Annotated in this window: 20 protein-coding genes and 1 pseudogene; 12 read left to right on the top strand and 9 right to left on the bottom strand. The window is 70.0% G+C overall.

Annotation, left to right across the window (positions count from 1 at the left end):
* Nucleotides 1–40: 40 nt before the first annotated feature.
* Together I1A62_RS41665 and I1A62_RS41660 are read left to right on the top strand one after the other, a co-directional pair.
* Entirely contained in the window at nt 41–4,549 is a 4,509-nt protein-coding gene (locus tag I1A62_RS41665) for an ATP-dependent helicase (protein WP_219457976.1), read from the top strand.
* A gap of 1 nt (nt 4,550) precedes the next feature.
* On the top strand, nt 4,551–5,300 hold the full coding sequence (locus I1A62_RS41660) for a DNA-formamidopyrimidine glycosylase family protein (protein WP_219457975.1): 750 nt from the start codon (nt 4,551–4,553) through the stop codon (nt 5,298–5,300).
* Here I1A62_RS41660 and I1A62_RS41655 read toward each other — a convergent pair.
* Together I1A62_RS41655 and I1A62_RS41650 are read right to left on the bottom strand one after the other, a co-directional pair.
* Nucleotides 5,297–6,028: a DUF1353 domain-containing protein gene (locus I1A62_RS41655; RefSeq protein ID WP_124394670.1), complete on the bottom strand. Its 732-nt coding sequence runs from the start codon at nt 6,026–6,028 to the stop codon at nt 5,297–5,299. The genes I1A62_RS41660 and I1A62_RS41655 overlap by 4 nt on opposite strands.
* Nucleotides 6,029–6,035: 7 nt before the next feature.
* On the bottom strand, nt 6,036–6,614 hold the full coding sequence (locus I1A62_RS41650) for a TetR/AcrR family transcriptional regulator (RefSeq protein WP_124394669.1): 579 nt from the start codon (nt 6,612–6,614) through the stop codon (nt 6,036–6,038).
* 53 nt (nt 6,615–6,667) lie between these two features.
* Between I1A62_RS41650 and I1A62_RS41645 the strand changes: the two genes are divergently transcribed.
* Both I1A62_RS41645 and I1A62_RS41640 read left to right on the top strand, forming a co-directional pair.
* Nucleotides 6,668–7,621, top strand: coding sequence for an oxygenase MpaB family protein (locus tag I1A62_RS41645; protein ID WP_219457974.1), 954 nt, complete (start codon nt 6,668–6,670; stop codon nt 7,619–7,621).
* 184 nt (nt 7,622–7,805) lie between these two features.
* A complete protein-coding gene (locus I1A62_RS41640; RefSeq protein ID WP_206005430.1) occupies nt 7,806–8,342 on the top strand; it encodes a hypothetical protein in 537 nt (178 codons plus the stop codon).
* Here I1A62_RS41640 and glpD read toward each other — a convergent pair.
* Complete coding sequence (gene glpD / locus I1A62_RS41635; protein WP_124394666.1) at nt 8,320–10,062, bottom strand: glycerol-3-phosphate dehydrogenase; 1,743 nt, start codon at nt 10,060–10,062, stop codon at nt 8,320–8,322. The two genes, I1A62_RS41640 and glpD, sit on opposite strands and share 23 nt — an antisense overlap.
* A 50-nt stretch (nt 10,063–10,112) precedes the next feature.
* On the opposite strand from glpD, the gene glpK reads away from it, so the two are divergent.
* Nucleotides 10,113–11,606 carry a glycerol kinase GlpK gene (glpK, locus tag I1A62_RS41630; RefSeq protein ID WP_219457973.1) on the top strand — a complete coding sequence of 498 codons (1,494 nt, stop codon included), beginning with the start codon at nt 10,113–10,115 and terminating at the stop codon, nt 11,604–11,606.
* Here glpK and I1A62_RS41625 read toward each other — a convergent pair.
* Both I1A62_RS41625 and I1A62_RS41620 read right to left on the bottom strand, forming a co-directional pair.
* Nucleotides 11,591–12,775, bottom strand: a complete 1,185-nt coding sequence (locus I1A62_RS41625) for a PLP-dependent aminotransferase family protein (RefSeq protein WP_219457972.1) — start codon at nt 12,773–12,775, stop codon at nt 11,591–11,593. The genes glpK and I1A62_RS41625 overlap by 16 nt on opposite strands.
* Nucleotides 12,776–12,943: 168 nt before the next feature.
* Nucleotides 12,944–14,347 (bottom strand): NAD(P)H-quinone dehydrogenase, encoded by a 1,404-nt coding sequence (locus tag I1A62_RS41620; RefSeq protein WP_072949022.1) that lies wholly within the window; start codon nt 14,345–14,347, stop codon nt 12,944–12,946.
* A 116-nt stretch (nt 14,348–14,463) separates the two neighbouring features.
* Between I1A62_RS41620 and I1A62_RS41615 the strand changes: the two genes are divergently transcribed.
* A complete protein-coding gene (locus I1A62_RS41615) occupies nt 14,464–14,925 on the top strand; it encodes a gamma-glutamylcyclotransferase (protein ID WP_015890025.1) in 462 nt (153 codons plus the stop codon).
* 6 nt (nt 14,926–14,931) lie between these two features.
* Here I1A62_RS41615 and I1A62_RS41610 read toward each other — a convergent pair whose 3' ends face one another.
* From I1A62_RS41610 to I1A62_RS41600, 3 genes are read right to left on the bottom strand one after another with little or no spacing between them, the layout of a single operon-like run.
* On the bottom strand, nt 14,932–16,095 hold the full coding sequence (locus tag I1A62_RS41610; RefSeq protein WP_124394663.1) for a M20 family metallopeptidase: 1,164 nt from the start codon (nt 16,093–16,095) through the stop codon (nt 14,932–14,934).
* A complete protein-coding gene (locus I1A62_RS41605) occupies nt 16,092–17,252 on the bottom strand; it encodes a M20 family metallopeptidase (protein WP_206005436.1) in 1,161 nt (386 codons plus the stop codon). Before I1A62_RS41605 ends, I1A62_RS41610 begins: the two co-directional genes overlap by 4 nt.
* Nucleotides 17,253–17,264: 12 nt before the next feature.
* Nucleotides 17,265–17,963 carry an enoyl-CoA hydratase/isomerase family protein gene (locus tag I1A62_RS41600; RefSeq protein WP_219457971.1) on the bottom strand — a complete coding sequence of 233 codons (699 nt, stop codon included), beginning with the start codon at nt 17,961–17,963 and terminating at the stop codon, nt 17,265–17,267.
* A gap of 20 nt (nt 17,964–17,983) precedes the next feature.
* Between I1A62_RS41600 and I1A62_RS41595 the strand changes: the two genes are divergently transcribed.
* Both I1A62_RS41595 and I1A62_RS41590 read left to right on the top strand, forming a co-directional pair.
* Entirely contained in the window at nt 17,984–18,766 is a 783-nt protein-coding gene (locus I1A62_RS41595; protein ID WP_124394660.1) for a purine-nucleoside phosphorylase, read from the top strand.
* Nucleotides 18,763–20,351 (top strand): annotated as a pseudogene (locus tag I1A62_RS41590) (phospho-sugar mutase). The gene I1A62_RS41595 and the pseudogene I1A62_RS41590 overlap by 4 nt, the downstream one beginning before the upstream one ends.
* Before the next feature lie 8 nt (nt 20,352–20,359).
* Here I1A62_RS41590 and upp read toward each other — a convergent pair.
* Nucleotides 20,360–20,983, bottom strand: coding sequence for a uracil phosphoribosyltransferase (gene upp, locus I1A62_RS41585; protein ID WP_219457970.1), 624 nt, complete (start codon nt 20,981–20,983; stop codon nt 20,360–20,362).
* Nucleotides 20,984–21,116: 133 nt separating this feature from the next.
* Here upp and I1A62_RS41580 point away from each other — a divergent pair, with 133 nt between their 5' ends.
* Genes I1A62_RS41580 through I1A62_RS41565 form a run of 4 tightly spaced genes read left to right on the top strand, consistent with a single transcriptional unit; the run spans nt 21,117 to nt 23,288 of the window.
* Nucleotides 21,117–21,440, top strand: a complete 324-nt coding sequence (locus tag I1A62_RS41580) for a type VII secretion target (RefSeq protein ID WP_192582038.1) — start codon at nt 21,117–21,119, stop codon at nt 21,438–21,440.
* Between the two features lie 2 nt (nt 21,441–21,442).
* Nucleotides 21,443–22,633 (top strand): C40 family peptidase, encoded by a 1,191-nt coding sequence (locus I1A62_RS41575; protein WP_124394657.1) that lies wholly within the window; start codon nt 21,443–21,445, stop codon nt 22,631–22,633.
* 8 nt (nt 22,634–22,641) lie between these two features.
* Entirely contained in the window at nt 22,642–22,986 is a 345-nt protein-coding gene (locus I1A62_RS41570) for a hypothetical protein (protein WP_087558383.1), read from the top strand.
* Nucleotides 22,983–23,288, top strand: coding sequence for a YbaB/EbfC family nucleoid-associated protein (locus I1A62_RS41565; protein WP_124394656.1), 306 nt, complete (start codon nt 22,983–22,985; stop codon nt 23,286–23,288). The genes I1A62_RS41570 and I1A62_RS41565 overlap by 4 nt, the downstream gene beginning before the upstream one ends.
* Nucleotides 23,289–23,338 lie beyond the last annotated feature (50 nt).

The raw sequence follows: 23,338 nt of genomic DNA, 5'->3' as shown, positions 1-23,338 counted from the left end.
GTCCCCGCCGCCTGTCGGACCCCCGGTGCACTATGGAACGGTGACCGACGTCCTGGGCAGGTTCTCCGCTGCCACCCGCGAGTGGTTCGACGGTGCGTTTCCCGCGCCGACGGCCGCGCAGCTCGGTGCGTGGGAGTCGATCGCCAGCCGAGCGCACACGCTGGTCGTCGCCCCGACCGGTTCGGGCAAGACGCTGTCGGCGTTCCTGTGGTCCCTCGACCAACTCGCGGCCACGGACGGGAAGGACCGCAAGACCAAGGTTCTCTACATCTCCCCACTCAAGGCACTCGGGGTCGACGTCGAACGCAACCTGCGGGCCCCGCTCGTCGGGATCACGCAGACGGCCAAGCGGCTCGGGCTCACGCCGCCGGAGATCTCGGTGGGTGTCCGCTCCGGCGACACACCGGCCGGCGACCGGCGCGCGCTGATCAAGAATCCGCCCGACATCCTCATCACCACCCCCGAGTCGCTGTTCCTCATGCTCACGTCCGCTGCGCGCGAGACGCTGACGCAGGTCGACACGATCATCGTCGACGAGGTCCACGCGGTGGCGGGCACGAAGCGCGGGGCGCACCTGGCGTTGTCGCTCGAACGCCTCGACCGGCTCCTCGACACCCCGGCACAGCGCATCGGACTGTCGGCGACGGTGCGGCCGCACGAGGAGGTGGGCCGGTTCCTGTCCGGCTCGGCGCCGATCCGGATCGTGGCACCGCCGTCGCCGAAGACGTTCGACCTCACCGTGCAGGTTCCGGTGGAGGACATGACCGAACTCGGTCTCGCCGAGCCCGCCGAGGGTTCGGCGTCGGCGACCCCGCAGGCGGGGTCGATCTGGCCGCACGTCGAGGAGCAGATCGTCGACCTCGTCCTGGCGCACCGGTCGTCCATCGTGTTCGCGAACTCGCGGCGGCTCGCCGAGCGGCTGACCGCGCGGCTCAACGAGATCTACGCCGAACGTGCCGGGACCGCCGTCGACAAGAACCCGAAACCGGCCTCACAGATCGGCACCCCGTCCGAGGTCAACTTCGGTGCCGACCCGCTGCTCGCCCGCGCCCACCACGGGTCGGTCAGCAAGGACCAGCGGGCCCTGATCGAGGACGACCTGAAGTCGGGGCGGCTGCGGTGTGTGGTCGCGACGAGCAGCCTTGAACTCGGAATCGACATGGGTTCCGTCGATCTGGTCATCCAGGTGGAGGCGCCCCCGTCCGTGGCGAACGGTCTGCAGCGCGTCGGCCGCGCCGGACACCAGGTCGGTGAGATCTCGCGGGGTGTGGTGTTCCCGAAGCACCGCACCGATCTCGTGCACTGCGCCGTCACCGTCGAGCGGATGGTCACCGGCAAGATCGAGGCACTCGCGGTCCCCGCCAACCCGCTCGACATCCTCGCCCAGCACACGGTGGCGGCCACCGCCCTCGAACCGCTCGACGTGGACGACTGGTTCGAGACGGTCCGGCGCAGCGGTTCCTTTGCGACGCTGCCGCGGTCGGCGTACGAGTCCACCCTCGACCTTCTCGCGGGCCTGTACCCGTCCGACGAGTTCGCCGAACTCCGGCCCCGCCTCGTCTGGGACCGCGAGGCCAACACGCTCACCGGACGTCCCGGCGCGCAGCGGCTGGCGGTCACGTCGGGCGGCGCCATCCCCGACCGCGGTCTGTTCACGGTCTACATGGTCGGCGAGAAGGCGTCCCGCGTCGGCGAACTCGACGAGGAGATGGTGTACGAGTCGCGGGTCGGTGACGTCTTCGCGCTGGGGGCCACCAGCTGGCGGATCGAGGAGATCACCTTCGACCGGGTGCTGGTCAGCCCCGCCTACGGCCAGCCGGGGCGGCTGCCGTTCTGGCACGGTGACGGTCTGGGCAGGCCTGCGGAACTGGGCGAGGCGCTGGGGCAGTTCCTGCGGGAGATCTCGCTGGGGTACGAGACCGAAGTGCAGGAGCGCTGCCGGACCGGTGGGCTCGACGAGAACGCCACGAACAATCTCGTTCAGCTCGTCACCGAGCAGAAGACGGCCACCGGGCAGGTCCCCACCGACCGCACCCTGGTGGTCGAACGGTTCCGCGACGAACTCGGCGACTGGCGGCTCATCTTGCACTCGCCGTACGGCCAGCGTGTCCATGCGCCGTGGGCGCTGGCGGTCAGCGCCCGGCTGAGCGAGCGTCACGGCCTCGACTCGAACGCGACGGCATCCGACGACGGCATCATCGTGCGCCTCCCCGACACCGAGGACACCCCGCCGGGAGCCGATCTGTTCGTCTTCGACACCGACGAGATCGAGGACATCGTCACCGAACAGGTCGGCGGGTCGGCGCTGTTCGCGTCCCGGTTCCGTGAGTGTGCGGCCCGGGCGCTGCTGCTGCCCCGACGAACCCCGGGAAAACGCGCGCCGCTGTGGCAGCAGCGGCAGCGGTCCGCCCAGTTGCTCGACGTGGCCCGCCGGTATCCGACGTTCCCGGTTCTGCTCGAGACCGTCCGCGAGTGCCTGCAGGACGTGTACGACCTACCGGCGCTGAAAGATCTGCTGCGCAGGCTCGCACGACGGCAGATCCGGATCGTCGAGGTGGAGACGCAGTCGCCGTCACCGTTCGCCGGCGCCCTGCTGTTCAACTACGTCGGCGAGTTCATGTACGAGGGCGACAGCCCGCTCGCCGAACGCCGGGCCGCGGCCCTGTCCCTGGACTCGACGCTGCTCGCGGAACTGCTCGGCCGGGTGGAACTGCGCGAACTGCTCGACGCCGACGTCATCGCCCGCGCCGAACTCGAACTCCAGCGACTGCTCCCCGACCGCAAGGCGAAGGACCTCGAGGGCGTCGCCGACCTGCTGCGCCTGCTGGGGCCGCTGACCTCCGACGAGGTCGCCGCACGGTCGACCGCCGATCCCGCCCCCTGGCTCGACGAACTCGTGCGCGCGAAGCGGGCGCTCGGCGTGTCGTTCGCCGGTCACGAGTGGTGGACGGCCATCGAGGATGCGGCGCGCCTGCGCGACGGGCTCGGGGTGCCGCTGCCCATCGGTGTTCCCGCCGCGTTCATCGAACCCGTCGACGATCCGCTGGCCGATCTGATCAGCCGGTACGCCCGCACCCACGGCCCGTTCACGGTCACCGACGCCGCGGCCCGTTTCGGTCTCGGTTCGGCGGTGGCCCGCGACGTGCTGCAGCGGCTCGCGCAGGGCAAGCGAGTGGTCGAGGGCGAGTTCCGCCCTGGCGCGACGGGCAGCGAATGGTGCGATGCCGAGGTCCTGCGACGTCTGCGCAGGCGCTCGCTTGCCGCGGCGCGCCAGGAGGTCGAGCCGGTCAGCACGGCGACACTCGGCCGCTTCCTCCCGGCCTGGCAGCACGTCGGGGGCACGCTGCGCGGTATCGACGGCGTCGCGACCGTCGTGGAACAGCTTGCCGGCGTTCCCGTTCCCGCGTCGGCACTCGAGTCACTGATCCTGCCGTCCCGGGTGGCCGACTACTCCCCCGCCATGCTCGACGAACTCACATCCACCGGTGAGGTGCTGTGGTCGGGGGCGGGCAGCATCTCCGGCAAGGACGGGTGGGTGTGCCTCCACCCCGCCGACACCGCACCGCTCACGCTGACCACGCCCGCGGAATCGGACCTCACCGACGTGCAGAGCCGGGTGCTCGACACGCTGTCCGGCGGCGGCGCGTACTTCTTCCGGCAACTCGCGGATACCCTCGAGATGCCCGACGACACCGCGCTGGCCACTGCGTTGTGGGATCTGGCGTGGCTGGGTCACATCGGCAACGACACCCTCGCCCCGGTGCGTGCCCTGCTGTCGGACACGTCGAGGACCACCACGAGCCACCGGTCGCCGCGACGTCCCCCGCGCGCCCGCGCGTATCGCAGTCTGACGGTGCCGGTGCGCACGGCCCCGCCCACGGTCGGGGGACGGTGGTCGATTCTGCCCGCCGCCGAATCCGATGCCACGCTGCGGGCCAGCGCCACGGCCGAACTGCTGCTGGAGCGGTACGGGGTGGTGACCCGCGGGTCCGTGATGACCGAGAACGTTCCCGGTGGCTTCGCGCTGATGTACAAGGTGCTGGGCACGTTCGAGGACAACGGCCGCTGCCGGCGGGGGCATTTCGTCGAGTCGCTCGGCGGTGCCCAGTTCTCCACTCCGCCCGTGGTGGACCGGCTCCGGAGCTACGGCGATTCGCTCGAGGGCAGGCACACCACGCTGCCCGCCGTGACGCTCGCCGCCAGCGATCCCGCCAACCCCTACGGTGCGGCGCTGCCGTGGCCGCGGCGCGGCCACGACGCGCCCGCGCACCGGCCGGGACGCAAGGCCGGCGGACTGGTGGTGCTGGTGGAGGGCGAGCTGATCCTGTTCGTCGAACGTGGCGGGCGCACCGTCCTCACGTTCACCGACGACCCGGGTGTACTCCGCACCGCGGCCGTCACGCTCGCCGGGGTCGTCAAGCGCGGTGGGATCGACAGGATCGTGGTCGAGAAGGTGGACGGCGACACCATCCACGGCAGCGACTTCGCACCGATCCTGACCGAGGCCGGGTTCTCGCCCACTCCACGCGGATTCCGGTCGCGGGCCTGACATGCCCGAAGGCGACACCGTCTGGCGCACCGCCAACTCGCTGCGCGACGCCCTCGAAGGCAAGGTCCTGACCCGGTGCGACGTGCAGGTGCCACGGTACGCCACCGTCGACCTGTCCGGTGAGGTGGTCGACGAGGTGGTCAGCCGGGGAAAGCACCTCCTCATCCGGGTCGGCGACCACTCCATCCACACGCACCTGAAGATGGAGGGCGCGTGGCACATCTACGCGCCGGACTCGAGGTGGCGGCGTCCGGCGCACCAGGCGCGCATCGTGCTGGCCACCGAAGACCGGGTGGCGGTCGGATTCTCGCTGGGCATCACCGAGATCCTCCGGCGTGACGACGAGGAGTCCGCGGTCGGACACCTCGGACCCGATCTGCTGGGGCCGGACTGGGATGCCGGCACGGCGATCGAAAATCTGCGGGCGGCCGGCGAACAGCCCATCGGTCTCGCCCTCACCGATCAACGCAATCTGGCCGGTCTCGGCAACGTGTACCGCAACGAAGTCTGCTTCCTCCGCGGCGTCCACCCGTACACTCCGGCGGCCGAGGTGACCGACCTGCCCGCCATGGTCACGCTCGCGCATCGCATGATCCACGCCGACAAGAACAACTCGATCCGTCACCGGCCGTGGGTGTACGGGCGGGCCGGACAACGGTGCCGCCGCTGCGGGACGGTGATCGAAGGCCACGACCTCGGCCGCCAGGAGATCTTCTTCTGCACGTACTGCCAACCGCCGAGGGTGGATTAGCGAAGGACCGTCGTCGGCGGCCCGAGCGGCGGAGGTCGCCGCGTGCGCCTGCGGCCGAGCAACCAGGCGGCACCGTCGGGCACCCACAGCACCGCGGCGGTGCCGATCGTCAGCAGATACGTGGGCGCGATCAGAGGCAGCAGGACGCACCCGAGCAGGGCGACGGGAAAATCTCTGCGCCACACCAGCGACAGCACGACCGGCAGCACGAGCAGCAGGGCGGCCAGGCCGAAGTGCGAGGTCGCCACGGCCCACGGCAGGCCCACCACCCAGCACAGCATCCCGAGCACCTGGTGCGTGATCAGCAGGAACCGGGCGACATCGGTGAACGTCCAGAACCGGCCGACCTCGACGCCGACCCAGAAGATGCGGCTGCGGAACGGTCCGACGCCCTCGTCGAGCAGGGCGAGCCGGAACAATTCGTCTGCGTGGCGTCGCAGCGTGTTTCCCTCCGGCCCCAGCGCGCTCGCACGCTTGCAGAGGTCGTCGTGCATGATCGCGGGAAGCAGTTGCCGGCCGTATGGGGTGAGCAGGCCCTGCAGCGGCGCCGGGATCGAGGCGAGATCCGTGCGGAGCAGGCACGGCATCGGGGCGCAGCCGGGCACCGTCACCACCGTGTCGCCGTGGACGTAGACGAACTCGCCGACGAGTTGGAAGAACTTGCGGTCGAGTACCCGGAGCTCGGGTTGCGGGCGAGTCGGATCGTCCACGGACACCTGGAACGGCATGCGCACCTCACTCGTGGCCGGCCTTGTTTGCCTCCACCACCAGAGTGACGCAATGCGCGACGAATTGCTCGCGCGACGCGGCAACAGTTCCGTCGAGATATCCGATGAACAGGGTCGTGAGGGCGCCCACCACCCCGACGGCGACGAGTTGTTTCTCCACCTCGTCGTCGACGGCGGAGAGCTGGTCGTGCACGAGTCCGACGAAGCCGGGCATCAGCTCGATGCCCCGCCTGCTCAGCGCGGGTTCGGACAAGGGCGCGAGCAGCAGGACGCGGCCCATGGCGGGATCGTCGACCATCAGCTTCACGAACGCGTCCACGGCCGCCTCGGCGCGCTCACGTGCAGTCTCGGTGGACGCCACCGCCGCCACGAGAGCGGCCTGCGCCTCGTCTCCCACCGCGGTGTAGACGGCGCGCACGAATTCGTCCCGGTCCCGGAACGACTCGTAGAAGTACCGTTCGGTCAACGATGCGGCGCGGCAGACGGCGCGCACGTTCACGGCGGGCCCGTCTGCCGCACCGAGCAGCGCGACGCCCGCCCGCAGCAGCGAAGTCCGCCGCGCTTCCCGCCGGTCCTCCAGCGTCACTCTTCTCGCCCCGATCCTTGACTACGCGTGTTGTCAAATCCTAGTCTGACAACGTGCGTAGTCACCTGAACGCGGACGGTACGCCCGTCCCGGCCTCCGCCCCCCTCGGCCCCGATTCGCTGACCTGGAAGTATTTCGGCGACTGGCGCGGAATGCTGCAGGGCGTGTGGGCCGGGTCGATGCAGAACATGCACCCCGGTCTCGGCGCCGGCGTCGAGGAACACTCCCGCTTCTTCGACGAGCGGTGGGAGCGGCTCTACCGGTCGCTGTACCCGATCGGCGGCGTCGTCTTCGACGGCGACCGCGCCCAGCAGACCGCGGAACAGGTCCGGGGATACCACGACAACATCAAGGGGATCGACAAATACGGCCGCAGGTATCACGCCCTCGACCCCGACACGTTCTACTGGGCGCACGCCACGTTCTTCATGGGCACCATCCTCACCGGCGACAATTTCATGGGTGGCCTCACCGAGGACCAGAAGCGCCGCCTCTTCACCGAGCACATTCAGTGGTACCGCCTGTACGGGATGAGCATGCGCCCCGTCCCGGAAACCTGGGAAGCGTTCTGTGAGTACTGGGATCACATGTGCCGCAACGTGCTCGAGGACAACAAGGCCACCCGCGACGTCCTCGACCTGTCCGGGCTCGGCGCTCCCCCGTTTCTGTCGTGGCTGCCCGGCCCGGTGTGGGCGATCCTCCGCATCCCGGTGGCGAGGGGCTTCGTGTGGCTGACGGTCGGCATGTACGACCCACCGGTCCGCAACCTCCTCGGCTACCGCTGGACCACCCGCGACGAGCGCCTGCACATTCTCGTCGGCCGCGCCGTGAACGCCGCCTTCCGCCTCGTCCCCTGGCGGTACCGCTACCACCCGCGCGCCCGCGCCGGCTGGGACCGCGAGACCGGCCGCGCCCCCGCGCACGCACCGCTCGTCCACACGCCCCGGCGCAACCTTCCCCCGGTCAACCGGCGCGACGACCCCCAGCACTACAGCCCGAAAGTCTGAGTTCCCAGGGAGCTCACAGGCAACGCCCACATTGCTCACGGGTTCCGGGACGACGCTGAATCACATGGAATTCATCGCTGTTTCAGCCCTCCTCGTCATGGCGCTCTCCGGGATCGTCGCCGCACACGCACCGAAAACGCTCGTCCACACTCGCTGACCGCGTGCGCGTGGAATGCTCGGGGCCATGGAGTGGGACCTTCCGAAGCTCTTCAACCGCCCCGCGCAGCTGACCGACGCCCCGATCGACACCGAGCGTGTCGCCCGGCGCATCAGCGCCTACATCTACGGCAACATCCTCGTTCTCGCCGCGCTGATCCCCGTCACCAAGGCACAGGAGACCGTCGGCATCGCGATCGTCGTCGGAGCGGCGCTGTCCACCTTCCTCGCGCACATCTTCGCCGAGTCCGTCGGCCAGACACTACGACTCGACCGCACCCTCACCCGAGCCGAACGCAGCAGCGAACTCCGCGACAGTCTGCCCATCCTCACGTCGGCCGTCGTCCCCAGCGTCATCCTGTGCACCGCACTGATCGGCTGGCTCGAGCCGAGGACGGCGCAGTTGATCGCCGAGTTCGCGATGATCACCCGGATCGCGTCGATCAGTTACGTGATCAGCCGTCTCCGCCGCGAGAAGGTCACGTCCGGCACCCACTGGGCGGCGATCGGCCTCGCCGCCGTCGCGGCGGCCATCGTGGTGATCAAGGTATTTCTGACACACTGACCGGCGGTTCGAGCAGTTCGATCCGCGATTCCGGTGCCGCCGCCCGCAAGGCGTCGGCAGACAGGTCGTCCGGCTGCGCCTGCGACTGCACCTCCGCCTCCACCCGCGCCTGGTACGTCTTCACCTCGCGGTCGATATCGTCGGCGTCCCAGCCGAGGACCGGGGCCACCAGTTGCGCCACCTGCTCGGCGCAGTTCACACCCCGATGCGAGTACTCGATCGCGATGCGGGTGCGCCGGGCGAGGATGTCGTCGAGATGCAGCGCGCCCTCGGCCGCCGCCGCGTACACGACCTCGACCTGCAGGTAGGCGGGTGCGTCGGTGAGGGGCTGGAGTAGTTCCGGCTTGTCGGCCGCCAGGTCGAGGACCTCGCCGATCAGCGAGCCGTACCGGTCCAGCAGGTGCTTCACCCGGTACGGGTGCAGCCCGTACAGCTGGCCGAGGTGCACGGTCTGGTTGACCAGCGCGAAGTAGCCGTCCGCACCCACGAGCGGCACCTTCTCGGTGATGGACGGCGCCATCCGCGCCGGGATGTCCTCGGCCGCGAGATCCACGGCGTCTTCGGCCATCACACGGTACGTGGTGTACTTGCCGCCCGCGATGGCGATGAGTCCCGGCGCCACGCGCGCGACGGCGTGCTCGCGCGACAGCTTCGACGTCTCGTCGCTCTCCCCGGCGAGCAGCGGACGCAGCCCCGCGTAGACACCGTCGATGTCGTCGTGGGTCAGCGACGTCACCAGCACCTTGTTGACGTGACCGAGGATGTAGTCGATGTCGGCCTTGGTGGCCGCCGGGTGCGCGAGGTCGAGGTTCCAGTCCGTGTCGGTGGTGCCGATGATCCAGTGACTGCCCCACGGAATGACGAACAGCACAGACTTCTCGGTACGGAGGATGATCGCGGCGTCGCTGACGATCCGGTCTCGGGGCACCACGATGTGGACGCCTTTGGACGCGCGGACGCGGAACCGGCCGCGTTGCCGCGACAGCGCCTGGATCTCGTCGGTCCACACCCCGGTCGCGTTGATGACGACGTTCGCCTTCACGTCCGCGGTGCGCCCGTCCTCGCAGTCCCGGATCCGTACCCCGGACACCCGGTCCGCCTCCCGCAGGAAACCGACCACCTGCGTCGACGTCCGCACGACCGCACCGTAGTGGGCGGCGGTGCGGGCGACGGTCATGGTGTGCCGGGCGTCGTCGACGACGGTGTCGTAGTACTGGATGCCGCCGGTCAGCGAGTTGCGCTTGAGCCCGGGCGCCATCCGCAGCGCACCCGCGCGGGTCAGATGCTTCTGCGGCGGAACCGATTTGGCGCCGCCCATCCGGTCGTAGAGGAAGATGCCTGCCGCCATGTAGGGCCGCTCCCACAGCCGGTGGGTGATCGGGAACAGGAACTTGAGCGGCTTCACGAGGTGCGGCGCGAGGGTGGTCAGCGACAGCTCACGTTCCCGGAGCGCCTCCCGCACCAGTCCGAACTCGAGCTGCTCGAGATAGCGCAGCCCGCCGTGGAACATCTTCGACGAGCGACTGGACGTTCCGGACGCGTAGTCGCGCGCCTCCACCAACGCCACCTTCAGCCCACGGGTGGCCGCGTCCAGGGCCGCACCGGCCCCGACCACACCACCGCCGATCACGACGACGTCGAACTGTTCGGTCTGCAGCTCGTCCCAGGCGGCATCGCGCTGCCGGGGACCGAGGAACTGCACACCAGGCTGACTACTCAACTCGGGCTCCTGTGAGATGACGACGGATTCATGCCCAGGCTAGTAGCTTCATGCGTGTGATTCAGTACATCGCCGCGATAGACCAGGGCACCACCTCCAGCCGCTGCATGATCTTCGATCACGACGGCGCCGTGGTGAGCGTCGCCCAGAAGGAACACGAGCAGTTCTTTCCGCGGGCGGGCTGGGTGGAGCACGACCCGAAGCAGCTGTGGATCAACACCCGTGAGGTGGTGGCGTCCGCGCTCGCGAAAGCCGATCTCACCAAACGCGACATCGCCGCGATCGGGATCACCAATCAGCGCGAGACGGCGGTCGTGTGGGACCGGAACACCGGAGAACCCGTGTACAACGCCATCGTCTGGCAGGACACGCGCACCGACGAACTGTGCACGCAACTCGGCGGCGACGAGGGCCCGGGCCGCTACCAGAAGCGCACCGGCCTGCCGCTGTCCACATATTTCTCGGGGCCGAAGGTCCGCTGGATTCTCGACAACGTCGACGGTGCGCGCGAGAAGGCGGAGGCGGGCGAACTCTGCTTCGGCACGATCGACAGCTGGATTCTGTGGCACATCACCGAGGGCACCCACGTGACCGATGTCACCAACGCGTCCCGCACGCTGTTGATGAATCTCGAGACCCTCGACTGGGATCCGGAGATCTGCGCCGATTTCGGCATCCCGATGTCGATGCTGCCGAAGATCCGCAGCTCGTCGGAGATCTACGGCGTCGGACGCGAACGGGGCACGCTGCCGGGTGTGCCCGTCGCGGGAATCCTCGGCGATCAGCAGGCCGCGACGTTCGGGCAGGCCTGCCTGTCCGAAGGCGAAGCGAAGAACACGTACGGGACGGGGAACTTCCTGCTGCTGAACACGGGGACCACTCCCGTGCACAGCAAGCACGGCCTCCTCACCACCGTCTGCTACAAGATCGGCGACGCGCCTGCCGTCTACGCGCTCGAGGGCTCCGTGGCCGTCACCGGTTCGCTGGTGCAGTGGCTGCGCGACAACCTGGGAATCATCAGTTCGGCCAAGGACATCGAGGATCTGGCGAAGTCGGTCGACGACAACGGCGGCGCCTACGTCGTGCCCGCGTTCTCCGGGTTGTTCGCCCCCCGCTGGCGGCCCGACGCCCGCGGGGCGATCGTCGGGCTCACCCGGTTCGTGAACAAGGGCCACATCGCCAGGGCCGCCCTCGAGGCCACCGCGTACCAGACCCGTGAGGTGATCGAGGCGATGCGCGCCGATTCGGGTGTCGAACTCGCCTCCCTCAAGGTGGACGGCGGCATGGTCGTCAACGAGACGCTCATGCAGTTCCAGTCGGACATTCTCGCGGTGCCCGTCATCCGGCCCGTCGTCAACGAGACGACGGCGCTGGGCGCCGCGTACGCCGCGGGCCTGGCCGTCGGATTCTGGGAGAGCGAGGACGACATCCGCGCGAACTGGGCCGTCGACAAGACCTGGGAGCCCGGGATGGACGAGGCCGAGTCCACCCGGCTGTACGCCGAGTGGAACAAGGCGGTCGAGCGGACCTACGACTGGGCGTGATCGGCGTACGCGTCGCCGAGCCTCGCCGCCGCGCCCGTCAGCACGTCTTCCGAACAGGTCGCGAAGCACAGCCGCAGAGCGCTCCGGTGTTCCGCGGCGACGCCGAACGCCGATCCTGGGACAAAGGCCACACCGTGCTCGACGGCGGTCTGCAGCAGCGCGGCTGTGTCCAGGCCCGAGTCGGCAAACTCGGTCCAGCAGAACATTCCGCCCACGGCCGAGGACACGCCGGCGCGGTCGCCGAACGTCGAGGCGACACCGTCGGCAAGCGCCCTTGCCCGGGACCCGTAGCGGGCGCGCAGCATCTCCAGGTGCAGATCCAGCCACGGCTCGTCCGACAGCAGTCCGGCGGCGATCTGGTGGGTCAGTGACGAACCGCAGAGGTCCGCACCCTGTTTGAGCAGTTCGACGGCCTCGCACACCCGCCGGTCGCCGTGCAGCCACCCGACCCGCAGCGCGGGTGCCAGGATCTTCGAGGCGCTCGACAGCCGGATCACCCGGTCCGACAGGGCCGCGACTGGCGCGGGCGGCGGTCCGTCGAAGAAGAGTTCGCCGTACGGGTCGTCCTCGATCACCCAGAAGCCGTAGCGGTCGGCCAGTGCGGCGAGGTGTTCCCGGCGGCCGGCCGACAGGACGACGCCGCGCGGGTTGTGGAAATTGCTCACCGTGTGGACGACCGCGGGCCGCAGTCCGGACTGGAGCAGGCCCTGCAGGGCGGCGGTGTCCATGCCGTCGGCGTCGAGTGGGACGGACCGGACGTCGGTCTCCGCGGCACGGAACACCTGCAGCGCGCCGGTGTAGGCGGGTTCCTCGACGATCACGACGTCGCCGGGGTCGAGCAGCACCTGCGCGAGCAGGCTCAGCGCCTGCTGTGAGCCGTGGGTGACGACGACGTCCGCGGCGTCGAGCGGGCGGCCGATCTTGGCGCCCTCGCGGGCGGCGAGCACGTCGCGGAGCTTGCGCAGCCCGGTGGTCTCACCGTACTGGACGGACGCCGGATCCGCCAGCGCGAGTTCGGCTTCCTTCCGGATCCGTTCCCGCGGAATGAATTCGGGGTCCGGCAGCCCGCCCGCGAGGCTGACCACGTCGGGCCGGGCAGTGAGGGTGAGAAGGTCACGGATGGCGGAGCTGTGCAGACCATCCATGCGGCGGGCAAGTGATTGCGGCATGTCGACTCCCGGGAGGCACGTCAAAGCGGAGATCAGGTGAGGAACACCCTGTCCGTCCTGGGTCTGCGGGGCGGGAGAGCGCCGAGGCACGGCCGATGATTTCGGACCGTGCCTCGACTATCTCACCGCTGGAGCCACTATGTGAAATGCAATTCTCACATTTCGGGATCAGTCCAGATCGTCGTGCCGCATCAGCTGGCGAGCCGCCTCGGTGATCGACCCCGTCAACGACGGGTACACCGAGAACGTCGCGGCGAGATCGTTGACGGTGAGGTTGTTCTGCACGGCGATGGCGATGGGCAGGATCAGCTCCGACCCGTTGGGGGCCACCACCACGCCGCCGATCACCACACCGGTGGCCGGACGGCAGAAGATCTTCACGAAACCGCGGCGCAGTCCGGACATCTTCGCGCGCGGGTTGGTGTTGAGCGGGAGCATGACGGTGCGGGCAGGCACCTCGCCGTCGTCGATCGCGGCCTGGCTGACGCCGACGGTCGCGATCTCGGGGCGGGTGAACACGGCCGACGCCACGGTCTTCAGCTTGATGGGGCTGACGCCCTCGCCGAGCGCGTGGTACATCGCGATGCGGCCCTGCATGGCGGCGACCGACGCCAGCGGCAGCAGACCGGTGCAGTCGCCCGCCGCGTAGATCCCCGACACCGGCGTGCGCGACACCCGGTCCACCCGCAGGTAGCCACCCTTGTCGAGTTCGATGCCGACCTTCTCCAGCCCGAGACCCTGCGTGTTGGGGACCGAACCGACGGTCATCAGGGCGTGGCTGCCCTCGACGGTGCGGCCGTCCGCGAGGACGACGACGATGCCGTCCTCGGTGCGCTTCACGGCGTCGGCCCTGGCGTGCTTGACGAGGGTGACGCCGCGTTCGGCGAGGACGTCCTCGAGGACGAGGGCGGCGTCGGCGTCCTCACCGGGCAGGACGCGGTCGCGGCTGGACACCAGGGTGACCTTGACACCCATCTCGGTGTAGGCGGACACGAACTCGGCACCGGTCACACCGGAACCGACGACGACGAGGTGCGTGGGCAGCTCGTCGAGGTCGTAGAGGTCGCGCCACGTCAGGATCCGCTCGCCGTCCGGCTCCGCCCCGGGGATCACCCGGGGGCTCGCGCCGGTGGCGATGAGGACGACGTCGGCGTCGAGCGTCTTCTTCTCGCCGTTCTCGAGGGTCGCACACACCTGGTGCGAGGCCATGCCGAGCCGCTGGTCGGTGAGCTCGGCGGTGCCCGACAGCAGTTCGACACCCACGGTCTGCAGCCGGGTGCGGATGTCGGAGGACTGGGCCTGCGCGAGGCTCTTCACACGGGCGTGGATCTTCGGCAGGGCGACCGTGGCCTGCTCGGGGTCGAGCGCAATCCCCAGGTCGGTGGCGCGCCGCATGTCGGTGCGCACTCCGGTGGAGGCGATGAAGGTCTTGGACGGCACGCAGTCGAACAGAACGCAGGCGCCGCCCACCCCGTCCGAATCGATCAAGGAGACGGAGGCGCCGTGCTGTGCGGCCACCAACGCTGCCTCGTATCCGGCAGGCCCGCCACCAATGATCACGATTCGGGTCATCTGTCCTCCAATTCACCTGTCGACCGGGGTCTCCGGCCGGCTGTTCCTACGATCGCAGCGCGGCGTGTCGTGCACTGCATGCAACAGATTACTAGCCACCGTTTAGGCTTGCCGCCGTGTCGATCTATGCCGCCTACGGGTCCAACATGCATCCCGAGCAGATGTTGCAGCGCTGCCCTCATTCGCCGATGGCGGGGACGGGCTGGCTGCACGGCTGGCGACTGACGTTCAGTGGCGGGGACATCGGCTGGGAGGGCGCACTCGCCACCGTGGTCGAGGACCCCGATTCCAAGGTGTTCGTCGTGCTCTACGACGTCCCCGAGGAGGACGAGGTCAGCCTCGACCGATGGGAGGGCTCAGAACTCGGCATCCACCGCAAGATCCGCGTCCGTGTGGACACCGTCGGCGAACCGGAACTCGCGTGGTTGTACGTGCTCGACGCGTACGAGGGCGGACTGCCGTCGGCCCGCTACCTCGGGGTGATGGCCGACGCCGCAGAGATCGCCGGGGCCCCCGCCGACTACGTGCGCGACCTGCGCACCCGCAACAGCCGCAACGTCGGTCCGGGCACCGAATAGCACCGCCTAACGCTGCGCCTCAGCCAGCACCAGGCTCGACAGCACCCGCACGCCGACGCCGAGCGCCCGCTCGTCCAGATCGAACGTGGGCTGGTGGATGTCGAGTTGCTCGCCGACGCCCGACCAGACGCCGAGCCGGGCCATCGCGCCGGGAACCTCTTCGAGATACCAGGAGAAGTCCTCGCCGCCGCCCGACTGCGGCGTGTCGGCGAGGGCGTCCGGCCCGACGGAGCGGATCGCGTCCTCGAACATGCGGGTCGACACCTCGTCGTTGACGACGGGCGGCACGCCACGGCGGTAGTTCAGCTGATACCGCACCCCGGTGGGCGCGAGTAGTCCGTGGACGATCTCCCGGACGAGGGGTTCGAGCATCTCCCACGTCTCGTGATCGCCGGTCCGCACGGTGCCGGTCATCATGCCGGTCTGCGGGATGGCGTTGGGGGCCCGGCCTGCGCTCACGGCGCCCCACACCATGACGGTGCCGGTGCGCGGGTCGATCCGCCTGCTGAGCATGCCCGGCAATCCGGTGACGACGGTTCCCAGCGCGAACACCAGGTCGGTGGTCAGGTGCGGACGCGACGTGTGGCCGCCCGGTGAGTCGAGCACGACCTCGACCGTGTCGGCCGCGGACGTGATCGCGCCGAGCCGTACCCCGACGCGTCCGGCCGCGAGTCGTGGATCGCAGTGGAGGGCGAAGATCCGCGACACGCCCTCGAGCCGTCCGGCCGCGACGACCTCCAGCGCACCCCCGGGCATGACCTCTTCGGCGGGCTGGAAGATCAGCCGGACACCCACCGGCAGGTCGGGGATCTCACTGAGGGCCAGACCGGTTCCCAGCAGGATGGTGGTGTGCGCGTCGTGCCCGCAGGCGTGCGACACGCCCGGCACCGTCGACGAGTACGTGGCGCCGGTGAGTTCCTGGAGCGGGAGCGCGTCCATGTCGGCGCGCAACGCGATGCGGGGACCGTCCGACGGCCCGAGATCGCACGTGAGCCCCGTTCCCCCGGGAAGCAGGTCGGGTGACAGTCCCGCCGCGGCCAGGCGGGTCGCCACGAATTCCGTCGTCGCGTATTCGTGTCGCGCGAGTTCGGGATTGGCGTGGATGTGCCGCCGCCACTGGGACAGTTCGTCGGTGTGAGCGAGAATCCATTTGTCGACTGCCGCGTTCACCGGCGATCAGCTCCTTCCAACAGCCGCACCCGCTGTTCGTCGTCCGTTGCAGCGCGAACTGCCGTGCGAGCCAGCGCAATCGCTCCGTCGATCACGGCCAGGTCGGCGGATTCGGTGATGCACGCCGCCGCGAACTGCGGCTGATGCGTCACCGCACCTCCTGAATCGAGGCCGATGATGGGGTGAATTCCGGGCAGGACGTTGGTGACGTTGCCCATGTCGGTGCTGCCCAGCGGGCGGACGCCCTCCCATTCGAGCGGCAGCGGGGTCCGTCCCATGTCGATGATCTGCTCCCGGTACGTCGCCACCAGCCAGGGGTCCGGCGTCAGTTCCGTGTACGTGGGCGACACCGTGCGGATCTCGTGGGTGCACCCGGTGGCGAGTGCCCCGGCCGCGAAGCACGCTTCCGCGCGGGTCGTCAGCTCGGACAGCGCCCACGCCGTCTCGGCGCGCAGGTAGTACAGCATTTCGGAGCGTGCGGGGACGATGTTGGGCGCGGTGCCGCCGTCGGAGACGATGCCGTGGATCTGCTGTCCCGGCGAGAGATGCTGGCGCAGCAGGCCGATTCCGACCTGTGCGACGGTCGCGGCGTCGGCGGCGTTGCGCCCGAACTCCGGCGCAGCCGACGCGTGCGCTTCGCGGCCGTTGAACGTGACCGCGATGTCGGCCAGTGCAAGCGACGTCGCTCCCGTGATGTCGATGGGACCCGGATGCACCATCAGGGCGGCCGCGACCCCGTCGAAGACACCCTTCTCGAGCATGGCGATCTTCCCGCCGCCGCTCTCCTCCGCGGGCGTCCCGATGACCCGTACCGTGATCCCGAGTCGCTCGGCCACCGTGGCGAGCGCGACTCCGGCGCCGACCGCGGACGCCGCGATGATGTTGTGCCCGCACGCGTGCCCGATCTCCGGCAGCGCGTCGTATTCGGCGCAGATACCGAGGACGAGGTCGCCGCTGCCGAACGTGGCGTCGAACGCCGTCGGCAGGTCCGCGATGCCCGTGCGCACGTCGAACCCGCTGCGTTTGAGCAGTTCGGTGATCTTCGCGACGCTCCGGAACTCCTCGAACGCGAGTTCCGGTTCGCTGTGGATCGAATGGGACAGCGCGATCAGATCGGTCTCGATTGACCTGACCGCCGCCTCGACATCCGCATTCACGTGCTCATTCTCTCACCCGAAGCTGAAGTTGCTCTTGTCCGTCGCCGTGGCGAGCGCGGCGAGGGCGTCGTGATGGATTCCGCGCTTGATCCCGGCCAGGTTGGCGCCGCGGGTCGCGGTGAGCGCGGCGGCCCGTGTCACGGCGGCGGAGAGGACGGCGTCCCCCTCCTCGATCTGGTCGACGATGCCCGCGGCGAGCGCGTCGGAACCGCCGTAGCGGCGACCGGTCGTCATCGCCTCGACCGCGGTCTGCTTGGGCAGGCGCGTGTTCAGGAGCGCCGACATCCCGACGGTGAACGGCATGTTCAGCGACACCTCGGGAAGGCAGTAGAAGCCGCGGTCGGCGCGCATCACCCGGAAGTCGTGCGACGTGGCGAGCATTGCGCCGGCACCGAAAGCGTGCCCCCGGACGGCGGCGACGGTGGCCATCGGGAACGCGAGCAGGCGGCTGTAGATCGTGTGCACGCGGTCGAGGTATTCCGGGAGCTTGTCCGTGTTGGCGAAGATCCACGTGGTGTCCAGACCGTTCGTGAAGAACTTGCCCGTCGCGGTCGTCACCAGCGCTGCGGGACCCTCGTGGGATTCGACCTCGTCCAGCGCGGCGTGGGTGCCGGCGATCCAATCCGGATGGAAGCGGTTCTCGTTGTCCGTCTCGCCCTCGGTACCGAGGTACAGGATGAATACGTCTCCGTCGCGATCCAGATAGGGCATGAGTGGAAGACTATCGCCTCATGGGAACGCCAGACGCCGCGGCCGCCGCGCTCGCCGCGCACACGAACTGCGCCGAACACTCGATCGCCGTCGTCCTCGGATCGGGGTGGAATGCCGCCGCCGACCGGTTCGGCGAATCACTCTGCACCGTCCCGATGGCCGACCTCCCGGGGTTCACCCCGCCGTCCGCCGCGGGACACGCCGGAACGATCCGGTCCGTGGAGGTGGGCGGCAAGCGGATCCTCGTCCTGCTCGGCCGTACCCACGCCTACGAGGGCCATCCGCTGTCGTCGGTCGTCCATCCGGTGCGCACGGCGATCGCCGCCGGGGCGTCGACCGTCATCCTGACGAACGCCGCCGGGGGGATCCGCGAGGACTTCACCGTCGGACAGCCGGTGCTGATCAGCGATCATCTCAACCTCACGGCCCGGTCCCCACTGGTGGGCGCGGAGTTCGTGGACCTCGTCGACGCGTACGACCCCGAGCTGCGGGCCCTCGCGCGCGACATCGACGGATCGCTCAGCGAAGGCGTCTACGCCGGTCTGCCGGGCCCGCACTACGAGACCCCGGCCGAGATCCGCATGCTGCGGACGATCGGCGCCGACCTCGTCGGCATGTCCACGGTCCACGAGACGATCGCGGCGCGGGCGCTCGGCGCGCGGGTACTCGGGATCTCGATGGTGACGAACCTCGCGGCAGGTATGACCGGCGAGCACTTGAACCACGAGGAGGTCCTCGCCGCGGGCCGGGCGTCCGCCGATCGCATGGGCGGGCTCCTGCGAGAACTGGTGGAGCGCTTGTGAACGATCCGATCGCGGACTGGATCGACGCCGACCCCGACCCCGGCGCCCGGGCGGAACTCGCGAACCTGTCCGAAGGCGAACTCGCCGACCGGTTCGCCGCGCCGCTGAGTTTCGGGACCGCGGGACTGCGCGGCCCGGTGCGGGCGGGCCCGAACGGCATGAACCTCGCCGTCGTGATCCGCACGACGGCCGGGCTGGGCGCGTGGCTGAAGGATCGCTGCCTGGGCGGCTCCACCGTCGTCGTCGGGCGCGACGCGCGCCACGGATCGGAGAAGTTCGCCGTCGCCGCCGCGGAAGTGCTGGCGGGCGCGGGATTCTCGGTCGTCCTCCTCCCCGGCCCCTGCCCACCCCGATCGTCGCGTTCGCGGTCCGCCGCCTCCGGGCCGCGGCAGGCGTGCAGATCACCGCCTCCCACAATCCCGCCGCCGACAACGGGTACAAGGTCTACCTCGACGGCGGCGCCCAGTTGATCTCGCCGTCCGACCGGGAGATCGAGGCGGCGATCACCCGGATCGGGCGGGCGGACCTCGTGCCCCGGACCCCGGTGACACCGGCGTCCGAGGACCTCCTCGACCGCTACGTCGACCGGGTCGCGTCCCTGCCGAGGGGCGAGTCGCGGTCCGTGCGGATCGCGCTCACCGCCATGCACGGCGTCGGCGGCGAGACCGCGCTCGCCGCACTGAAATCCGCCGGGTTCACCGACGTCCACACCGTCGCCGCGCAATTCGACCCCGACCCGGACTTCCCGACCGTCGAGTTCCCCAATCCCGAGGAGCCGGGCGCCTCGGACGCCGTACTCGCGCTCGCCGCGGACGTCGACGCCGACCTCGCGCTGGCCCTGGACCCCGATGCGGACCGCTGCGCGGTCGGTGTCCGCGGGCCGGACGGCTGGCGGATGCTCCGCGGGGACGAGACGGGGGTGCTGCTCGGCGACCACGTCCTCGCATCCGCCCCGGCGGATTCACTCGTCGCGACGACGATCGTCTCGTCGGCACTCCTCGGGAAACTCGCCGCGGCCCGCGGCGCCCGTTTCGCCCGCACCCTTACCGGCTTCAAGTGGCTCGTCCGGGCGGGTGAGGGTCTCGTGTACGCGTACGAGGAAGCGATCGGTCACTGCGTCGACCCGGAGTCGGTGCGCGACAAGGACGGTATCTCCGCGGCGGTGGTGGCCGCCGACCTCGCGGCGACCCTGCGGGCAGAGGGGTCGACACTCCTCGACCGACTGGACGACTACGCGCTCGAATTCGGGTTGCACGCCGGCGACCAGGTGTCGCGCCGCGTCACCGACCTCGCGGACATCACCGCGATGATGCGACGGCTGCGGGCGGAACTGCCGACCGAACTGGCCGGCGAGCCCGTCGAGGCCACCGATCTGGCGGAACTGCGCGGGCAGTCCCGCACCGACGCCGTCGTCCTCGCCGGGTCGACGGTCCGGGTGGTCGTGCGCCCCTCCGGGACCGAACCCAAACTCAAGTGCTACCTCGAGGTGCTCGTCCCGGTGCCGGACCGGTCGGCGCTACCCGCGGCACGAGAGGCGGCCGCGACGCGGTTGAACCTGTTGCGGGAGTTCGCCGAAGCCCTGTAGCCGAGGCGTCAGCGCGGTCCGAACTGCCGGTCGCCGGCGTCGCCGAGGCCGGGGACGATGAACGCGTCCCCGTTCAGTCCCTCGTCGACCGCCGCGGTGACGAGTCGCACGGGATGACCGGACGCGGTGAGGGCCGCAACACCTTCGGGCGCCGCGACGACGCACACGGCGGTGACGTCCGTGGCGCCGCGGGCGACGAGCAGGTCGATCGTGTGCACCATCGAACCGCCGGTCGCCAGCATCGGGTCGAGGACGTACACCGGGATGCCGGACAGGTCCGCCGGGAGCGACTCGAGATACGGCACCGGCAGATGCGTCTGCTCGTCGCGGGCCATGCCGACGAAACCGACTCGCGCCTGCGGGATCAGGCTGCTGGCCTGCTCGACCATGCCCAGCCCGGCACGCAGGACCGGGACGAGCAGCGGCGGATGGCTGAGCCGCACCCCGTCGGTGGTCGTGATGGGGGTGACCACGTCGAACGTCTCGACCGGAGCCTCACGCATCGCCTCGTACACCAGCATGTGGGTCAGTCTTCGCAGGGCGGCACGGAATGTGGCATTGTCGCTGCGCGCATCGCGCATCGTGGTCAGGAGGACCGCTGCGAGCGGGTGGTCGACGACGTGCGTGTTCATGCTCGAAGAATAAGGGGGCGCGCGTCGAGATTTCGCAGGAGCGCGATTCTCGGCGAATCGGGGGGTGGAACCGGATCGGTGTCCCCCGCGTCCAATATGGTGACCGGTATCAAATCCGACTGGGGGGATGAGGATGAACGACTTGAGGGCGGATACCGCGAGTATCGCCGAGTTCGCGGCCACGGCCGCGACCATGTCCGTGGAGATGCAGGCCGCGGGTCTCGGGGCCGCCGCCGCAGGACCGCTGCTGCTCGGACCGGTTTTCGGGGTGATCGGCGGCGATTTCGTCGCCGCCTTCGCCACGGCGCACGCCGCGCATCTGGCTTCCATCGAGAAGCTGTCGGGTGTGCTCGGCGGAATCAGCGCGACCGCGCTCGCGAATGCCGCCGCGTACGAGGGCACCGAGGTGGCCACGACGGCCGCGCTCGCCGCCGGCGCGGTCGGGCTGGAGGCCTGACCGTGATCCCCATCGATCTCCTCACCCGCCCGATCCTCGATCTGCTCGGCGCGTTCGGCAGCGGAGTCCTCCCCGCGGGCGGTCCCGCCGACGCCCTCCGCGCGTCCTCGGTCGCCATCGACGCGGTGCACGACACCGGACGCGCCGGCATCAGCTCGATCTACGGCGACTGGCAGGGCAAGGGCGGCACCGGTGCGATCGTGAAGACCGAGGAGGCGCAGCGCGCGACGGTCGCGGTCTCCGATCGCGGCAACGACATGGCCGCCGTCGTCGCCGAGGCATCCGAGATCGTCCGGGCCGGAATGCTGCAGTTGCAGGAGATCCTGCAGTCGTTCATCTCGCTCGCGGTCGCGGCCGGACCCGCCCTGGCCACCCCGCCCGGTCAGGCGATGATCGTCGCGGCGGCACTCGACCACCTCGGCCGGGCCACCGCGGTCGTCGCGAAGGTGCGGGCCGAACTCGCCGAGCAGACCGGGAAGATGGTCACGCTCACACCGGCCGAAGACGTCCCGTCCGCGCCCGCCGCCACCGCGCCCGCGAGCACGACCGCCGCGGGCACGGCGCCCGCTTCCGCGGCTCCCGTCGCACCCGCTGGCTCCGAGGCGGTGAGCCGCGCCGCGTCCGGGTTCGCGAGTTCCTCGGGGACGTCGCCGATGTCGGGCCTGACGAACATCGCCGCCCCGGCCGCGCACTCGCCGGGCGGACGCGCGGCCAGCGGATCCCGGGCGGATTCCCTCACCGGCAGGTCGGGAGGCACCGGTCACGGTCCGTCCACCTCGGACCCCGCGCACGGCGGCGACGGCGTCGAGGTGGTCCTGCCCGACGGCAGCACCGCCGTCGCCCCCAACAAGGAGGCGGCCGACGCCGTGCGCAACGCGCTGTCGCAGCAAGGCGTCCCGTACGTCTGGGGCGGGACGTCGCCCGGCGAGGGCCTCGACTGCAGCGGACTGACGCAGTGGGCGTACGGCGAAGCGGGCGTGGGTCTTCCGCGCCTGGCGCAGGAACAGAACGTAGGCACCGCCGTCGACCCGGGCGACCTGATGCCCGGCGACCTCGCCGTGTGGGACGGCCACGTGGCGATGGTGATCGGCAACGGCCAGCTCGTCGAGGCCGGTGATCCCGTGCAGGTCGGCCCGATCCGAACCAGCAACAGCGGCATGGGCTTCTACGGCTTCTACCGACCCACGGAATGACAGGAATCATGTTTCCCCCCACCCCGCCCCCGGCCGGCACCACGGCCGCAGTCAGCAATCGGTCCGGCACCGTTTCCGTCCGGACCACCGAGCAGGGTCTGCCGCTCGAACTCCGCATCGATCCGCGCGAACTCCGGTACGGCGGCCAGCGGCTCGCGGACGAGATCCTGACCCTGTGCCGGCGCTCGGCGATGGAGGCCGGGGCGCGCCGCCGCGACGAACTCGCCCGTGACGGCATGCCCGCCGACATCCTCGACAAGCTCGGCCTGCCCACCCGCGCCGACGTCGCCGCCGCGCAGGCGATCGAGGACGAGGAAGAACCCACCCCGACGAGCTGGATGCGACCACTGTGAGCGAACACGACATGGATGCGATCGTCGGCCGGGCCACCGAGCAGGTGAACCTCCTGGAAGAGGCCCTCGCCGGGCTGCAGTCGATCACGGCGCGGGCGTCGAGCGAGTCCGATCAGGTGACGGCCGAGGTCGACGGGAACGGCACGTTGACCGGTCTGTGGATGGACGACTCCATCTCGAGCCTCGACGCCCGCACCCTCGCGGCGATGATCACGAGCACCACCCAGGAGGCGGCCCGGCTCGCCACCGAACAGCGCACCCGGGTCATGACGGCGCTGCAGGACGGGTTCGGGAACGTGTGACGGTCATTCGCCGACGACGTCGCGGCCGCCGCGGCACGGTGGCGACGGGG

Source organism: Rhodococcus sp. USK10 (genome assembly GCF_019378875.1).
In the GTDB taxonomy this organism is placed as follows: domain Bacteria; phylum Actinomycetota; class Actinomycetes; order Mycobacteriales; family Mycobacteriaceae; genus Rhodococcus_F; species Rhodococcus_F pseudokoreensis.
The sequence above is the reverse complement of the archived record's forward strand: the minus strand, read 5'-3'. Positions and strand labels throughout refer to the sequence as shown.

What these genes read in the sequence shown, in the direction of transcription:
- I1A62_RS41640 (WP_206005430.1), top strand. Translation starts at nt 7,806, where the DNA reads ATGGAGTGGGACCTTCCGAAGCTCTTCAACCGCCCCGCGCAGCTGACC.
- I1A62_RS41660 (WP_219457975.1), top strand. Translation starts at nt 4,551, where the DNA reads ATGCCCGAAGGCGACACCGTCTGGCGCACCGCCAACTCGCTGCGCGAC.
- I1A62_RS41600 (WP_219457971.1), bottom strand. Translation starts at nt 17,963, where the DNA reads ATGCCCTATCTGGATCGCGACGGAGACGTATTCATCCTGTACCTCGGT.
- I1A62_RS41580 (WP_192582038.1), top strand. Translation starts at nt 21,117, where the DNA reads ATGAACGACTTGAGGGCGGATACCGCGAGTATCGCCGAGTTCGCGGCC.
- glpK (WP_219457973.1), top strand. Translation starts at nt 10,113, where the DNA reads ATGCGTGTGATTCAGTACATCGCCGCGATAGACCAGGGCACCACCTCC.
- I1A62_RS41595 (WP_124394660.1), top strand. Translation starts at nt 17,984, where the DNA reads ATGGGAACGCCAGACGCCGCGGCCGCCGCGCTCGCCGCGCACACGAAC.
- I1A62_RS41620 (WP_072949022.1), bottom strand. Translation starts at nt 14,347, where the DNA reads ATGACCCGAATCGTGATCATTGGTGGCGGGCCTGCCGGATACGAGGCA.
- upp (WP_219457970.1), bottom strand. Translation starts at nt 20,983, where the DNA reads ATGAACACGCACGTCGTCGACCACCCGCTCGCAGCGGTCCTCCTGACC.
- I1A62_RS41655 (WP_124394670.1), bottom strand. Translation starts at nt 6,028, where the DNA reads ATGCCGTTCCAGGTGTCCGTGGACGATCCGACTCGCCCGCAACCCGAG.
- I1A62_RS41570 (WP_087558383.1), top strand. Translation starts at nt 22,642, where the DNA reads ATGTTTCCCCCCACCCCGCCCCCGGCCGGCACCACGGCCGCAGTCAGC.
- I1A62_RS41625 (WP_219457972.1), bottom strand. Translation starts at nt 12,775, where the DNA reads ATGCCGCAATCACTTGCCCGCCGCATGGATGGTCTGCACAGCTCCGCC.